This is a genomic window from Actinoplanes sp. NPDC049548, assembly GCF_040676695.1.
Classification (GTDB): domain Bacteria; phylum Actinomycetota; class Actinomycetes; order Mycobacteriales; family Micromonosporaceae; genus Actinoplanes.
In genome coordinates, this window is sequence record NZ_JBFAPM010000030.1 from 13,005 (window position 1) to 28,787 (window position 15,783).

The window sequence follows — 15,783 nt, forward strand, 5'->3', positions numbered from 1 at the left end:
AGCGTGGGCTCATGCAGGAACTGCAGCGCCGTCGGGAACAGGCGCGCCGAGCGGCCGACGAACAGGGCTGGGCGGCGCTGCTCGTCACGCCCGGCCCGGATCTGCGCCACCTCACCGGCTACGACGCGATGCCCCTGGAACGGCTGACCTGCCTGGTCCTGCCGGCCGACGGTACGCCCACGCTCGTCGTGCCCCGGCTGGAACGCCCGGCGGCCGAGGCGTGCGCCCCCGGGGTCGCGCTCGTGGACCATCCGGACGGCGCCGACCCGTACCGTCTGCTCGCCGGGCTCGTGCCGGCGGCCGGACGCATCGGCGTGGTCGACGCGATGCCGGCCGCCCACCTGCTGCCGCTGCAGGACCGGCTGCCGGGCGTGCGCTGGGAGCGCGCCGCCCCGGTGCTGGGGCGGTTGCGCGCGGTCAAGTCACCGGCCGAGGTCGACGCCCTGGCGGAGGCCGGCGCCGCGATCGACGAGGTGCACCGGCAGATGCACCGCTGGCTGCGGCCGGGCCGCACCGAGGCGGAGGTGGCCGCCGACATCGCCACGGCCATCCGCGACGCCGGGCACGCCCGCGCGGACTTCGTCATCGTCGCGGGCGGGCCGAACGCGGCCAGCCCCCACCACAGCAGCGGCCCGCGGGAGCTGCAGGTGGGCGACCCGGTGGTCGTGGACATCGGCGGCACGATGCCGAGCGGCTACTGCTCCGACTGCACACGGACGTACGTGCTCGGGCCGGCCGCTCCCCCTGACTTCGCCGACTACTACGCCGTGCTGCAGGCCGCCCAGCGGGCATCGGTGGCGGCCGTGGCACCGGGCGTACCCGCGGAGGCGGTGGACGCTGCGGCCCGGGAGCCGATCACCGCGGCCGGGTACGGCGAGGCGTTCCTGCACCGCACCGGGCACGGGATCGGGCTGGACACCCACGAGGAGCCGTACATCGTCGCGGGTAACGCGGAAATCCTCCGCGAGGGGATGGCCTTCTCCGTGGAGCCGGGGATCTACCTGGCGGGCCGGCACGGCGCCCGCATCGAGGACATCGTCGTCTGCACCGGGGACGGCGTGCGGCGGCTCAACACCACGGACACCGGCCTGGTCCACCTCTGAGGTCGCTCACGGCACGGCGACGTCGGAGTCGGCGGTGAGTCCGGTGAGCTCGCCGATGGTGTCGACCAGCTCGGCCAGGCCCTGCGCCGTGGGGGTCTTGCCGGTGATCGCGATGACCTTGCCGCTCAACCTGTCCTTGTCGGCCTCGGTGAGGTCGAGCGCGGTGAGCACCACGACCGGGATGCCGCGGGTCGCCGGATCGGCGTGCAGGGCGGCGATGACGTCGAAGCCGTCGAGGCCGGGCATGAGCAGGTCGCAGATGATCAGATCGATGTGCCGGCTGCGCGCCGCCCTCAGCCCCTCCACGCCGCCGCCCGCGGTGACGACCTCGATGCCTTCGCCGTCGAGCGTCGCCTCGATGAGGTGCAGGCTGTGCGGGTCGTCGTCGATGGCCAGCACGGTAAGGTCCCGGCCGGCGCCCGGCGGGATGAGCCCGTGCCGGGCTAGCCAGCAGAGCAGGGCGTCACGCTCGACGGGCTTGACGAAGTAGTCGACGGCGCCGAGGGCCAGCGCGACGTCGGCCCGGTCCAGCGCGCTGATGATGACCACCGGGATCTGCCGGAGCCGGTCGTCGCCTTTGAGCTGCGTCAGCACCTGCCAGCCATCGATACCGGGCAGCTGGATGTCGAGCAGGATCGCCTCGGGCTCGCAGTCCCGCGCGGCGCTCAGCCCCTGCTCGCCGGTCGCCGCGACGTGAACCTCGTAGCCGGCGCTGCGCAGCTGCGCGGAGAGCAGCTCGGCCGCGGCGTGGTCGTCCTCGATGATCAGCACTCCCCCGCAGGCACCGGAGGTGGGCTCGGGGCTGACACCGGCCGGGAGGTAGACGGTGAACTTGGCGCCGTGGCCGGGCTCCGACTGCAGCTCGATGCGGCCGTGGTGGGCGTCGACCAGCCGGTGGGTCAGCGCGAGACCGAGTCCGGTACCGCCCGCGCGGCTGCTCTGGTCGCCCGCCTGCTGGAACTCCTGGAACACCCGGTCGTGGTCCGCGGCGTCGATCCCCGGCCCGGTGTCGGCCACGCTCAACGCGATGTCGTGACCCACCCGGCGGGCCACCACGAAGATCTTCCCGCCCTCCGGCGTGAACTTGATGGCGTTGGACAGCAGGTTCGTCAGGATCTGCCGGAGCCGCAGCGGGTCCGCCGGCAGTCTGAGCGGAGCCACCGCGACCGTGAGGTCGAGGTTCTTGCCCTGCCACAGCGCGGCCAGGCTGACGACCGTCTCCTGCACCGCGGTCGGCAGATCGACCGGCTCGTACCGCAGTTCCACCTTCCCTGACTCGATCTTGGCGAGGTCGAGCACCTCGTTGATCAGACGCAGGAGGTGCTGACCGCTGGAATGCACGTGCGTGATCCACTCGGTGGGCACCGTGGTGCCACCGTCGGCGGTGGGCTCCCCGCGCATGAGGTCGCTGAACCCGATGATCGCGTTCAGCGGCGTACGCAGCTCGTGACTCATGTTCGCCATGAAGTCGCTCTTGGCCCGGCTCGCCACCGTCAGGGCCGCCACCGAGTCCGACAGCTCCGCGGTCAGCCGGTCTCGGTCGCTGAGCAGGTCCGCGCGCTGAGCCAGCGCCGCGGCCGCGGCGGCGAGATCGCCGAGCAGCTGCACCTCGTCGTCGGTGAACAGGCTGCGGTAGTCACTCAGCAGCAGCAGCATCGCGGGACCGCTCGGGACCCGCAGGGGCGCCGCCATGACGAACCGGAAGCCGCCGGCGCGGGCATAGGCCAGGGCGGCGCGCGGGGCCGCGGCGGAGGGCCGCTCGACGTCGAAGGTGCCGTGGAACGAGGCCCAGTCGGCACCGGTCAACGCGGGCTGGGGCGCCGGCACGCCCACGCGAGCCGCTTCGGCATCGGTGAAGATCACGACTCCGCCGGAGGCGGTGGCGGTGCGTACCGCCTCGGCGTAGGAGTGCCAGACCTGCGCCGCCGTGGCGTCCGGCGGCACCTGCAACAGCCGGCGGACGACCTCGTACGCGGCCCGATTCGACCATTCCCGCCGCGCCCACGCCGGCGGCGTGAACGCCAGGAGGAAGCCGACCGCCGACAGCAGCGCGATCACGCGCGCCGCCTGCATGGCCTGCTCCGCCCAGCCGGCGTCGCCTTCCGCGAGTCCGGCCACCATGATCGCCACCGCGAACGACGCCGTGGCCGCCGCGGCCAGGCGCAGCCGCGTCCGCGGCGCCCCGCTTCGGGCCGACGCGAGCCTTTCCAGGTAGAAGGCAGCGGCGATCCCGGTCGCCACGTAGACGGTCACCACGGTCAGCGACGACAACCGGCTCAGCACGTCCCCGCCGGCGACCAGCAGCACGCTGCTCACCGCCCAGCCCGCCGCGGCCGCCCGGTACACCCCGGTGGGGATGGGTCCGATGAGCCGCGCCACCCGGAGCGTGAGGAACGGTTGGCCCAGCAGCAGCACCGACGCGGCCAAGGAGACGACCCGCGGCGGCTCACCGACCAGTACGCGCAGCACCGCCAGCAGGAACAGCACCGCCAGCGCGGAGAACATCAGGACCACGGCGCGGTGCAGGGCGTCACGACGACGGAGATAGCCTGCCAGGACCCGGACGAAGACGGCGGTGAACAGCGCCTCCACCAGCAGGGTCAACCACAGGGCCGAGCCTTCAGCCTCCACCGGCAGAACGTACAACTGCGGCGTGGCGGACGTGTGCCGAACTCCACAAGTCGCGGGCCCGGCTCAGCGGTCGCCGAACGCGGCGCCGAGGCCGGTCAGGTCGATTGGCCGGCGGGCGTGTTCGGGTACGTGGTCCAGCAGCGGGCGCATCGCCTCGAGCGCGGTGAGGATCTGGCGTCCCACCCGTTCGACCGGGCGCATGGCGTCGACCGAGACCAGGATGCCGCGCTCGGCGTACCAGGTGACGATCGGGTGGGTCACCTCGTGGTAGAGCGCGAGGCGGCGCCGGATCACCTCCTCGGAGTCGTCGGTGCGGTGCTCCAGGGCCGCCCGGGCGAGGAGGCGGCGGATCAGCTCGTCGTCGTCCGCCTTGAGATGCAGCGCCACGTCGGCCGTCATCGCCAGCGACTTGCCGATCTGGTAGAGCGCCCGGGCCTGGGCCATGTTGCGGGGCATGCCGTCGAGCACGTAACCGGTGCCGGCCGCCTTGGCCGACACCAGGGCCTCGCGCACCATCTCCAGGACGACCTCGTCCGGCACCAGCTCGCCGCGGTCGAGGTGCTCGCGGACCCGCCGGCCGAGCGGGGTCTGCCGCGCCACCTGGTCGCGGAGGAGGTCGCCGGTGGCGATGTGCGGGATGTCGAAGTGCGCGGCGATCACCGCGCCCTGGGTTCCCTTGCCCGCCCCGGGCGGCGCAACCATCAGCACCCGCATGCCGCAGCCCTTCGCCACCGTGTCATCGCGATCAGCGTGTCATCCGCCGCCGGAAGAGTCCATCACCGCCGACCGTGGCCGGCATGAAAAGTCCTCGCACCGGAACTCGGGGCAGATCGGTGCAAACTACGACAACACCGAGCCCCGCACTTAGCCAGGGCACGGTGCGGCGCTGAAGGACGGGTGGTTGCCGGCTGTCCAGCGGCAGCCGAAGGCCGGTGCGGCGACCGTACGGCGGTCGAGGATCGCGTCGCCGCCCGGGCGGATGCCGCCGCGGACCCAGGCCACCAGGTCGTCGAAGCCCTGCTGCAGCTCGGCCGGCGTGAAGTCGCAGTGGCCGACGCCGCGGATGGCCCGCGAGACGAACAGGCCGGACCGGCCGTGTGCCGCGGCGCGGCGGGCGTACACCTGCTCCATGGAGAACGATACGAACAGGTCACCGATGTCGTGCAGCGAGAGCACCGGCACCGGTGGTCTGCCGTCGACGCGCGGGATGCCGTTCAGGCCCGGATCGGCCGTCGCGGTACGGCGTACCCGCAGCACGTCGGCGTTGAGGCGCCACTCCGCGGCGGTGGGCCACCGGCGGTCCGTGCTGCGGTAGAGGGTGAACCGGTTGCCGGTGACGTTGCCGTCCGCGATGCCGCCGGCGGTGCCCCCGGACAGGCCGGGGTAGACGCCGAACAGGAACGGCAGATCCTGCAGCGGCGCGAGGGACCGGGCGGCGTTCCAGTACGCGAACGCGCTGTCGAAGCCCGGCCGCTCCCCTCCGCTACGCCGCTCGACGACGTCCGACCAGGTCCGTCCGGCCGAGGTCAGGTCCGGTGAGGCGCCGACGGTGACGCCCAGCGCGGGCAGCATCGCCGCCACCTGCGTACGCCATTGCTGCTCGTAGTCGGCCGGCGGCGACAGCGGGAAGTCGATGTCCACGCCGGCCAGGGCCGCGGCGGTCACGTTCGCGTCGAGGAAGTAGTCGAACAGCTCGGTGTCGCCGAGGACCCCGCAGTACGGCATCGCGCCCACGAATGCGCGGGGGTGTTCCTCGATGGCGACGGCGGTGATGTGCCCGCCCATCGAGGCGCCACTCATGTACACGGCTCGGGCACGCGTACCCGTGACCTGGCGGAAGACGTCGATGAGAGCGTACGAGTCCCGCACGCCCTGCCCCACGTCGTAGCCGTTGGTGCTGTAGCTGGAGGCCGCCCAGGCGAAGCCGCGGGCGACGTAGTGGGCGCGCAGCCCGGGGTTGTCGACGTAGACCGTGGTGCCCGTGCCGCGGTAGCCGTGGGCGAAAACGACCAGCTCGCCGTTCCAGCGCAGCGGGACCTCGATGCGGTAGGCCGCGCCCGCCCGGATGCCGGTGAGCACGCGGGACAGGGGGGCTCCGGAGGCGTCGGTGAGCGGCCGGAACGGGGTGCCGCTGAGGTCGCACGCGGGGTCGGCGACGAGGTAGCCGGGCTGGGTGGTGCTGGGTACGGGCGCCGCACAGGCGGCCCGGGCCGCGGCGGCCGGCGGGGCGACGGCGACCGCCAAGGTCACGGCGAGGGCCAGGGTCGCTACAAGGGGTCTCCGGAACGTCACCATGAGCTACCTCCCGGTAACATCCAATGGCCCATCTCGATGGGTGTCAAGGGTGTCGCATGTCAGCGGCGCCGGCTTCTGGCCCGCTGCGGCGCCGCGACGACGGTGCCGGCGACGTGCCGCGCCCGGCCCCTCGCCGTCCCGTGCCTGATCACCGCGGCGGCCGCACGGTTGCGGTCGGCCGCCTCGCCGGCGAGCAGGCCGGCGTACCGGCGCTGTTCGGCCCGCGACCAGTTGCGCTCGTCGTACTCCCGGCCCATCCGGTTCCCGGCGTCGACGGCCGGGTGCAGGACGTCGAGGGTCTCCTTGGCCGCCAGCAGGTCGGCCTGCACTGCCCGGGTCCGCAACCAGGCCGGCGGCAGTGCGGGCTCCCGCAGGCGGGCGGCCTGCGAGCGCAGGCGCGAGTCGCTCATACCCGGGACGAACGAAGGGAGGGGGCGACCGGTTCTCCGGCGCCGGAGATGTGCCCGATCGGGCAGGAGTGGAGCGGACGACGGGATTCGAACCCGCGACCCTCACCTTGGCAAGGTGATGCGCTACCAGCTGCGCTACGTCCGCAAGTGTTCCGCTGCCGAAGTTTAGCCGGTTCGTCGCGCCGTGTCCGCTCCGGGTCCGGCGGCGCGCCGCACTGCAGTCGCTGCCCGCCTGCACCGAGGCTGCACCGGGCCGTTCCTACCGTCGGGTAACAGGGACCACCGGGTCCCGATGCCATGACCAGGAGCGAGGCCCGCGAAGATGCACCGACGAAGGACCCGTACGTCGCCGCGACGGGCGCTCGCTCTTCTGCTGGCGGTCCTCGTGGCCGCCGTCTCCGCGCTGGTGCTCAGCCCGTCCGCGAACGCGGACGTCACCACGCCGTTCGCCAAGCGGTTCGGGGTCAACACCAACGGCGGCATCGTGCTGCGCGGCAACACGCTGCTGACCTGCCGTACGGCGGACACCGGGTGTACCGCCGCGCAGGCCGGCGGCGGCGCCAACACGAACAACGACAACTACGAGATGCGGTACGTCAACGTCGACCCCGACGGCGTGAACTTCAACTCCAGCAGCAGCACGCTGTCGCTCAGCCCGGGCAGCACCGTGCTCTACGCCGCGCTCTACTGGAGCGGCGACACCGAGTCGGCGACCAACACTCAGGGCAACGACGTCCCGATCGCCACGCCGTCGGTCGCGAACAAGAACAAGGTGCGGTTCAAGGTGCCGGGTGGCTCGTACACCACCGTCACCGCGAGCCGGGTGGACAGCGTCACGGCCATCGCCCAGCGCGACTTCTACCAGGGCGTCGCCGACGTCACCTCGCTGGTGGCGGGCGCCGGCAACGGCGTCTACACGGTCGGCAACGTGCAGGCGACGCAGAACGACTCCCGGTACGCCGGGTGGGCGCTCGTGGTGGCGTACCGCAACCCCGCCGACCCGATGCGCAACCTGACGATCTTCGACGGCTTCGGCTACATCAACAACCCCGGTACGCCCAGCGTCGACATCACGGTCAGCGGCTTCGAGACACCCCCGACCGGCACCGTCAAGTCCAAGATCGGCACCGTGGTCTACGAGGGCGACCTCGGCATCACCGGCGACGCCCTCAAGCTGGACGGCACCACGCTCTCGGACGCGGCGAACCCCGCGACGAACTACTTCAACAGCACGATCAGCGACGGCGGCGTCCTGGACACCGCCCGCAACCCGAACTTCTCGAACCTGATGGCCGTCGACATCGACACCTTCAGCACCACCACCGCACTGGCCAACGGCGCGACCGACGCGACGCTCAACCTGTCGACCTCCGGGGACACCTTCTACCCCGGCGTGGTCACCATGGCCACCGACCTGTTCGCGCCCGACGTCAAGGCCACGGTGACACCCACCGACCTCAACGGCGGGCAGGTCAAGCCCGGCGACGTCATCGAGTACACCGTCGACCTGAGCAACCAGGGCAACGACGGCGCCACCGACCTGGTGGTCACCGACGCGATCCCGACCGGCACGGTCTACGTACCCGGCTCGCTGAAGATCGGCGGTGCCGGCCGCACCGACGCCGCCGGCGACGACCAGGCCGAGATGCAGGGCAGCACCGTCACGGTACGGGTCGGCACCGGCGCCGACGGGTCCTCCGGCGGCGCCATGGCGGTCGGCGCCACCGCCACGGTGAAGTTCCGCGTCCGCGTCGACCCGGACACCCCGGGCGGCTTCACCATCACCAACGTCGCGACGGTCGCCGACAAGGGCGCCAGCTCCAACCCGCCGCTGTCACTGAGCGGCACCAGTAACATCAGCACGCTGACCGTCACCGCGGCCGCGACGGACCTCGCCGTCACCGGCTCCGTCACGCCCGGCACCGTCCAGAAGGGCGGCGCCGACGACCCGGTCGGCTACGACCTCAGTGTGATCAACAACGGCCCGGACACCCAGCTCACCTCCGTCCTGACGCTGACCCTGCCGAGCGGGGTCACCCCCTCGGGCGGCACCGCCTCGGCCGGCAGCTGCTCCGTCGCCGGGCAGGTCGTCACCTGCGCCATCGGCACGGTCGCCACCGGCGCCACCGTCACCGCCCACATCGACGCGGTGGCGGACGGCACCGCGGCCGACCCGTCGAACGCCACCGCCGCGGTCTCCGGCAAGTACACCGACGCCCCGACGACGAACAACAGCGCCACGATCGCGCTGGCCGCCAACCGCCAGCCGGTCGCCGGCGCGGACAGCGGCACCACCACCAACGGCGTCGCGGTCACCCGAAGCGTGCTCGGCAACGACAGCGACCCCGACGGCGACGCCCTGCACGTGCAGTCGGTGACCACCCCGGCGCACGGCGGTGCCGTCGTCAACGGCGACAACACCATCACGTACACCCCGGACGCCGGCTTCAAAGGCCCGGAGGCGATCACCTACACGCTGGCCGACGCCCGCGGCGGGACCACCACCGGCACGCTGACCGTGACCGTGGCGAACGCCGGCCCGACCGCCGTCGCGGACATCACCGGCACGCCCGCGAAGACCGCCGCCACGATCGACGTCGCCGGCAACGACACCGACCCGAACGACGACACCCTCACCGTCACCGCGGTCGGCCAGCCGGCCGGCGGCGCGGCCACCGGCACCGTGGTCGACAACCACGACGGCACGGTCACGTTCACCCCGTCGGCTTCCTTCGGAGGTACGGCCACCTTCACGTACACCATCAGCGACGGCGACGGCGGCACCGCCGGCGGAACCGTCACGGTCGACGTCGCGAACCAGCTGCCCACCGCGGCCGACGACGACACGGACACGCCGTACCACACGGACGTGACCGTCGACGTGCGCGACAACGACACCGACCCGAACAACGACACCCTCACCGTGACCGGCGTGACCACGCCCGTCGACGGCGACGGCACGCAGCGCGGCACCGCGGACTCCAACGGCACACAGGTCACGTACCACCCGCCGGTGGGCTTCTCCGGCACGGTGACCTTCACGTACACCGTCAGCGACGGCAACCTCGGCACCGACACGGCGACCGTGACGATCGAGGTCGGCAACGCGCTGCCCGCGGCCGTCGGCGACGCGGCGCACGCCGGCTACCACCAGGCCGTCGGCATCGACGTGCTCGGCAACGACGGCGACCCCAACGGCGACACCCTGAGCGTCACGTCGGCGGGACCGGCCGGCAACGGCACCGTCACGCTCGAGAACGACGGCACCCTGACCTACACGCCGGACGCCGGCTTCTCCGGGGACGACACGTTCTCCTACACCGCGAGCGACGGGCACGGCGGCACCGACACCGGCACGGTGACGGTCACGGTGGACAACGCCGTACCGACCGCGGCCGGCGACCCCCGCACCATCGAGGCCGACAACCCGGTCAGCGTGCCCGTCCTGCTCAACGACAGCGACGAGAACACCACCGACGTGCTCGTCATCGACTCGTTCGACGCGGCCAGTGTGGAGGGCGGCACCGTCGTGCTCGACGACAACGGCACGCCGGCCGACGCGTCGGACGACCGGCTCGTCTACACGCCTCCGGCCGGGTTCCTCGGCGTCGACACGTTCACCTACGTGGTACGCGACGGCCACGGCGGCACCGACGACGCGGTCGTGACGATCACCGTGCAGAACACCGCGCCGGTCGCTGCGGCGGACGCGGCCATCACGCCGACGGACACCTTCGTGGTGATCCCGGTGCTGGGCAACGACACCGACGCCGGCCACGACACGCTCACCGTCTCGGCCACCACGGGCGCGTCGTACGGCACCGTCGCCACGAACGGCACCACCGTCACGTACACCCCGGACGAGGCGTACTTCGGTACTGACACCTTCACGTACACGATCAGCGACGGCCGCGGCGGCTTCGACACCGCCACCGTGACCGTCACCGTGCAGAACGCGCCACCGGTGGCACACCCCGACGCGCAACGCGCCGAACCGGGCGTCGCCACGGTCATCGACGTGCTGCACAACGACACCGACGCCAACCACCACGCGCTGGCGGTGAGCGCCACGACCCAGGGCTCCCACGGCACGGTCTCGGTGGCGGCCGACGGCTCGGAGGTGACATACACGTCGGCGCCCGGCCACCACGGCCCCGACTCGTTCACCTACACGGTCAGCGACGGCAACGGCGGAACCGCCACCGGCACCGTCACCATCACGGTCAACGCGGCGCCCGTGCCGGGCAACGACACCTCCGCCGAGACCGGCACCGGCCAGGCCGTGCTCATCCCGGTGCTCGGCAACGACACGGACGCCGAGAACGACCCGATCACCGTGACGGCTGGGCCCGCCGCCCCGCAGCACGGCACGATCACGGTCCAGCCGGACGGCTCCATCCGCTACACGCCGGACCCGGGCTACGCCGGCCCGGACAGCTTCGGCTACACCGTCTCCGACCCCGCCGGCGGCAGCAACTCGGCCACCGTCACGGTCGACGTCGCCAACGCCGTCCCGGTCGCCACCGACGACGCCGGCACCAGCACCGCGCCGCAACAGCCGGTCGACGTACCGGTGCTGCTCAACGACACCGACGCCAACGTCGGCGCGGGCGGACAGCTGCTGACCGTCACCGCCGTGACCCAGCCCGGGCATGGCAAGGTGACGATCAAGGACGCCGGCACGATCACGTACGAGCCCGGCAAGTTCAAGGGCACGGACACGTTCACCTACACCGTCAGCGACGGCAAGGGCGGCACGGACACCGCGACGGTCACGGTCACCGTCGACAACGCCGCGCCGGTGGCCGGCAACGACCACGACGACACCGACCCGGACACGCCCGTGACGATCGACGTGCTGGTCAACGACGGCGACCCCAACGGCGACGCCCTGACCGTCACCTCGCTCACCGCACCACGCGACGCCGACGACGCGAACCGGGGCACGGTCACCACCGACGGCACGACCGTCACGTACAACCCGCCGGACGACTTCCACGGGCAGGTCACGTTCGGCTACACCGTCAAGGACGACGAGGACCTGACGGACACTGCCCTGGTCACCGTCGACGTGGCCAACTCCGCTCCCGTCGCGCTCGACGACACCGGAAGTACGCCGTACCAGCAACCGGTCAGCGTCGCGGTGCTCGACAACGACGCCGACCCCAACGGCGACGACCTGACGGTGACCTCCTGGACCCGCCCCAAGGACCGCGGCAACCTCATCCGGGGCACCGTGGCGGCGGGACCGCAGCCCGGCACGCTGGTCTACACGCCGTCGGCCGGCTTCTCGGGCCTGGTCAACCTCACCTACACCGTCTCCGACGGCTACGGCGGCACGGCGAAGGCGGTCGTCCGCATCGAGGTCGCACCGGCGCCCGCGGTGCCGGACAAGGCCGTCAAGTCGGCGCCGGGCGCGCCGTCCACCGTGCCGCTGCCGCTGCTCGACGACAACGGCCGGGCGGTGCAGCTGATCGGCGTCAGCCAGCCGCGGCACGGCACGGTGCGGATCAACCCCGACAACACCGTCACGTACACCCCGAAGCCGGGCTTCGCGGGCGAGGACACGTTCCGCTACACGGTCCGCGACGAGGACGGCAACCTCGCCACGGCCATCGTCCACGTGAAGGTGGCGGCGGCTCCCAAGGCACCGGACGACGCCGTCCAGGCCAAGCCGGGCGCCGGCACCACGGTCGACGTGCTGGACCAGGCCACCGACGCCGACGGCGACAAGCTGACCCTCATCGAGGTCGGCACGCCCCGCCACGGCACGGTGACGATGCACGCCGACGGCACGGTCACGTACGTCCCGGACAAGGGCTACGTCGGCGCCGACTCGTTCACGTACACCGTGACCGACACGGACGGCAACACGTCCACGGGCACGATCACGGTGTCCGTGAAAGGCTCCGGCACCCTGGCGAAGACCGGCGACGACGTAGCAGGCCTGGCCCTCTACGGCGCGGCCATCGTGGTGGCGGGAGCGGCGCTGCTGCTCCTGGGCACCGTCCGGCGCCGTACCCCCGCAATGGCCGCGGCGGCATCGGGCCGGCACCGCCGCCGGTGAGCGGGCAACGGGCGGGCCGCCGCGGCGGCCCGCCCGTTCTTCTCAGTCGTCGCACTCGCACATCCGCCGAGGGATGAAATGCACGGGGCAGAAGTCCTCGTCCGCCGGCTGGCCGGCTTTCCTCGACGTCTTCCCCGGCTGCGGGAAGCGGACACCGTCGCGCCTCCACCGGACCGCTTCCCGCGCACCGTCCATGACCTTGTCATGACCGGTGCCCAGCACGGCGGCCGGAACGACCCAGTGGCTGGTCGCCGGGGACGGGCTCTTGACCGAGCCACCGTCTAGCGACCCCGCGCGGACGGAGGCCCGATGCGGCTCCAGGCAGATCTCGAGCCGATCCCGGTAGACGTAGACCGCAATGGGGCTCTCCTGGGCTGTGGGCCGCAGGCTCAGATAGGCGCCTTGGCGGTCACCCCACACATCCTCGTGGTCCGCCAGCGCCATCACGAAGTCGTGGATCGGCGGATCAGCCCCCAGGTCCTGAAGGTGCGCCTCGATGGCGCTCGTGTCCGACATCGGCCTCACGATAACGCCGGGTGCGGGAGCGGATCCGCAGAACGGACAGGCACACTGCGTACGGCATCCTAGGAACCTAGGGATCAGTCGTTGCTAGGATGGAGGGGATGTCCGCTCGAGCGGACATCCCGGACGAGTTGCGCGTCGTACCCGGCCTGACAAGACGACCGCCTGCGAGGGTGAGTCGTCATGGCCTGGGTCGTTCTGATCGTCTCCGGTGTGCTCGAAGCCGTCTGGGCTGTCGCCCTGGACCGCAGCGCGGGCTTCCAGCGGCTGGTCCCCTCGGTCGTGTTCCTGGTGGCGCTGGCGCTGAGCATGGCCGGTCTCGGGTACGCCCTCCGCAGCATCCCCATCGGCACCGGCTACGCGGTCTGGGTCGGCATCGGCGCGGTCGGCACGGCGCTGGTGGGCATGGCCGCCCTGGGCGAGTCCGCGAGCCTCCCCCGGCTGCTCTGCCTGCTGCTCGTCGTCAGCGGCGTGGTCGGGCTGAAGGTCTTCCACTAGCCACGAGCAGGCGCGCGGCGTCGGTCCACCAGTACAGGACCTCGCGTCCGGAGCGCCGGCGGTGCAGCAGGCCGGCGTCGAGCAGGATCCGCAGGTGACCGCCGACGCTGCCCAGCGGCAGGCCGGTGAGGGCCACGAGGGCGCTGGTGCTGATCGGCTGCCCGGCGCGTACGAGGATGTCGGCGCGCGCCTGGCCGAGGAGCCGCTGGAGGGCGTCGGGCGCCGGTGCGGGGTCGGTGGCGAAGATTCCCGTGACCGGGTAGACCACGGCGTACCGTTCGGGGAGCTTCCAGGCCACCCAGCCGCCGCGGCAGTGGGCGGGGATGAACATGAGGTCGGCGTCGCGGATGTCGCGCGTGGGATACCACCGCTTGTTGACCTGCAGCCGTCCGTCGCCGCGCCACCGTACGCCCGGCCCGATGCCTTCCAGCGCGCCCGACCAGCCGTGGCCGCTCAGCTGGGCGGTCCGCGAGACGATGTCGGCCTGCAGCACCCGGCGCCGCCGGGGCCACTCCGGCTCCACGGTGGTCTCCCACACCCAGCGCAGCAGTGTGGCCGCGGTGCCGGCGAGCCCGGTGGCCTCGAGCAACGGCGCCGGAAGGGGCCGCGCGACCACCTCGAGGTCCTCGCGGATCCGCGCGTCGTCCAGCGTGCCCAGGTACGCGAGCTCCTCGTCGAGGGCGAGATCGGGGGCCGCCGGCGCCACCGTGAGGAAGTCCGCGGTCCAGGTGCGGCCGAACGCGTGCCGGACGAGGGCGGCGGCCGTCGGGTCGCCGGCCAGCCGCCGACGGAAGGCCTCGAGATGACGGTCGCGCCAGCGGCGGTGCCAGGTGCGCGGCTCGGGCCGGGCGAGGATCGCCAGCGCCGACACCGTCTCCGCCAGCCGGGACGTGCCGAAGCGGGCCCGGGCCAGCACATCCGCGTCGACGACGAAGTCACCCATGTTTCGACCCCAGGCGAAACGTTAGCGTCGGCACGGGCGGCCCGGCAACGCTGCGGGGCATGGACACCTACCGCGCGCTGATGGCCGACGGGCAGTTCAGGTCGCTGTGGCTCAGCACGGCCCTGACCACCGCCGCCACCACCATGTCGAGCCTCGCCCTGGCCGCCCTCGTGCACCGGGAGACCGGGTCCGCGCTGCTCACCGCGCTGGCGATGTTCGGTCCGTCGCTGGTGCAGGTGCTCGGCGCGTCGACGCTCATGTCCGCCGCGGACGGCAGTCCCCCGCGCCGGGTGCTGATCCTCGTCGGTCTCGTCACCACGGCCACCGCCGGCCTCCAGGCGGCCCTCCCCCTCGGGCCGGGCGGCCGGCTGCTGCTCGTGTTCGGAGCGGCCTACGCGCTCTCGATCGGCTCCGGCGTGCGGTGGGGGCTGCTGACCGAGATCGTGCCGCCGGGCGGCTTCACCCTGGCCCGCTCCGCCATGAACCTGGCCGTCGGGGCGTTCCAGATCATCGGGTACGCCACCAGCGGCCTGCTCCTCACCACTTTGAGCACGCAGCAGATCTTCGTCCTGGCCACGGTGGTGTCCGCGGTGGCCGTACCGGTGCTGCGTCTCGGGGTCGCCGAACACCGGCCGCGGCGCGCCACCCGGGTCGGACCGGCGGAGACCTGGCGCGGCAACCGCCGGCTGCTGGCCCAGCGCGTCACCCGGCCGCTGCTGCTCGCCCTGATCGTCCCGAACGGCCTGGTCGTGGGCTGCGAGGCGCTGTTCGTGCCGTACGCGGGCGGGTCCGGCGGAATCCTGCTCGCCGCCGCGGCGGCAGGCATGATGGCCGGCGATCTCACGGTCGGACGCCTGCTCGACGCCCGCGGCCGGCGCCGGGCCGGGACGTTCCTGCGCCTGCTGCTCGCGGCGCCGTTCCTCGCGTTCGCGCTGCATCCGAGCGTGCCGGTCGCCGCGGGCCTGGCCGCGGTGGCGGCGATCGGGTACGGCGCCGGCCTCGCCCAGCAGGAACAGCTCGTGGCGCTGGTGCCCGTACCGTTGCAGGGTCAGACCCTGGGGGTGGAGTCGTCGGCCCGGATGACCATGCAGGGCGTGTGCGCGGCGCTCGCCGGCGCGCTGGCCGACCGCACCGGCCCGGCCCTGGCCGTCACGATCCTCGCCGGGGCGTCCCTCGCGGTCTCGGTCGCCCTCACGCCCGCGCTGACCCGGGCGGCGGAAGTTTGCACTTCTCCTGCACCCCGTTCGGGCGCGGGCCCGGGACAGGGCCGCCGATAAGGAAGAGGCACACCTCACCGCGGGGCACACGGCTGCG

The 15,783-nt window shown here is 72.6% G+C and carries 10 protein-coding genes, 1 tRNA gene and 1 riboswitch; of the genes, 4 read left to right on the plus strand and 7 right to left on the minus strand.

Features of this window, described 5'->3' with window-relative positions; genetic code table 11:
* The first annotated feature begins 11 nt into the window (after positions 1–11).
* Entirely contained in the window at positions 12–1,103 is a 1,092-nt protein-coding gene (locus AB0J80_RS35425; RefSeq protein ID WP_364713830.1) for a Xaa-Pro peptidase family protein, read from the plus strand.
* Positions 1,104–1,109: 6 nt separating this feature from the next.
* Here AB0J80_RS35425 and AB0J80_RS35430 read toward each other — a convergent pair whose 3' ends face one another.
* The 5 genes from AB0J80_RS35430 to AB0J80_RS35450 form a co-directional block, all read right to left on the minus strand.
* Positions 1,110–3,734 carry a response regulator gene (locus AB0J80_RS35430; protein ID WP_364713831.1) on the minus strand — a complete coding sequence of 875 codons (2,625 nt, stop codon included), beginning with the start codon at positions 3,732–3,734 and terminating at the stop codon, positions 1,110–1,112.
* 63 nt (positions 3,735–3,797) lie between these two features.
* Positions 3,798–4,448, minus strand: coding sequence for an adenylate kinase (locus AB0J80_RS35435; protein ID WP_364713833.1), 651 nt, complete (start codon positions 4,446–4,448; stop codon positions 3,798–3,800).
* Positions 4,449–4,598: 150 nt separating this feature from the next.
* Positions 4,599–6,029 (minus strand): phthalyl amidase, encoded by a 1,431-nt coding sequence (locus AB0J80_RS35440; protein WP_364713834.1) that lies wholly within the window; start codon positions 6,027–6,029, stop codon positions 4,599–4,601.
* Positions 6,030–6,088: 59 nt separating this feature from the next.
* Positions 6,089–6,439 carry a hypothetical protein gene (locus tag AB0J80_RS35445; RefSeq protein ID WP_364713836.1) on the minus strand — a complete coding sequence of 117 codons (351 nt, stop codon included), beginning with the start codon at positions 6,437–6,439 and terminating at the stop codon, positions 6,089–6,091.
* Between the two features lie 69 nt (positions 6,440–6,508).
* Positions 6,509–6,584: transfer RNA gene (locus tag AB0J80_RS35450), tRNA-Gly, on the minus strand.
* A gap of 177 nt (positions 6,585–6,761) precedes the next feature.
* Here AB0J80_RS35450 and AB0J80_RS35455 point away from each other — a divergent pair.
* Positions 6,762–12,506: an Ig-like domain-containing protein gene (locus AB0J80_RS35455; protein WP_364713838.1), complete on the plus strand. Its 5,745-nt coding sequence runs from the start codon at positions 6,762–6,764 to the stop codon at positions 12,504–12,506.
* A gap of 42 nt (positions 12,507–12,548) precedes the next feature.
* Here the strand turns inward: AB0J80_RS35455 and AB0J80_RS35460 are convergent, their stop codons facing one another.
* Positions 12,549–13,022, minus strand: a complete 474-nt coding sequence (locus tag AB0J80_RS35460) for a hypothetical protein (RefSeq protein WP_364713839.1) — start codon at positions 13,020–13,022, stop codon at positions 12,549–12,551.
* Between the two features lie 104 nt (positions 13,023–13,126).
* Positions 13,127–13,196, plus strand: a riboswitch (guanidine-III (ykkC-III) riboswitch).
* 15 nt (positions 13,197–13,211) lie between these two features.
* On the opposite strand from AB0J80_RS35460, the gene AB0J80_RS35465 reads away from it, so the two are divergent.
* Positions 13,212–13,526 (plus strand): SMR family transporter, encoded by a 315-nt coding sequence (locus AB0J80_RS35465; protein WP_364713841.1) that lies wholly within the window; start codon positions 13,212–13,214, stop codon positions 13,524–13,526.
* Here the strand turns inward: AB0J80_RS35465 and AB0J80_RS35470 are convergent.
* Positions 13,492–14,469 (minus strand): helix-turn-helix domain-containing protein, encoded by a 978-nt coding sequence (locus tag AB0J80_RS35470; RefSeq protein ID WP_364713842.1) that lies wholly within the window; start codon positions 14,467–14,469, stop codon positions 13,492–13,494. The two genes, AB0J80_RS35465 and AB0J80_RS35470, sit on opposite strands and share 35 nt — an antisense overlap.
* Positions 14,470–14,528: 59 nt before the next feature.
* Between AB0J80_RS35470 and AB0J80_RS35475 the strand changes: the two genes are divergently transcribed.
* On the plus strand, positions 14,529–15,746 hold the full coding sequence (locus AB0J80_RS35475; RefSeq protein ID WP_364713844.1) for an MFS transporter: 1,218 nt from the start codon (positions 14,529–14,531) through the stop codon (positions 15,744–15,746).
* The last annotated feature ends 37 nt before the right edge of the window (positions 15,747–15,783 follow it).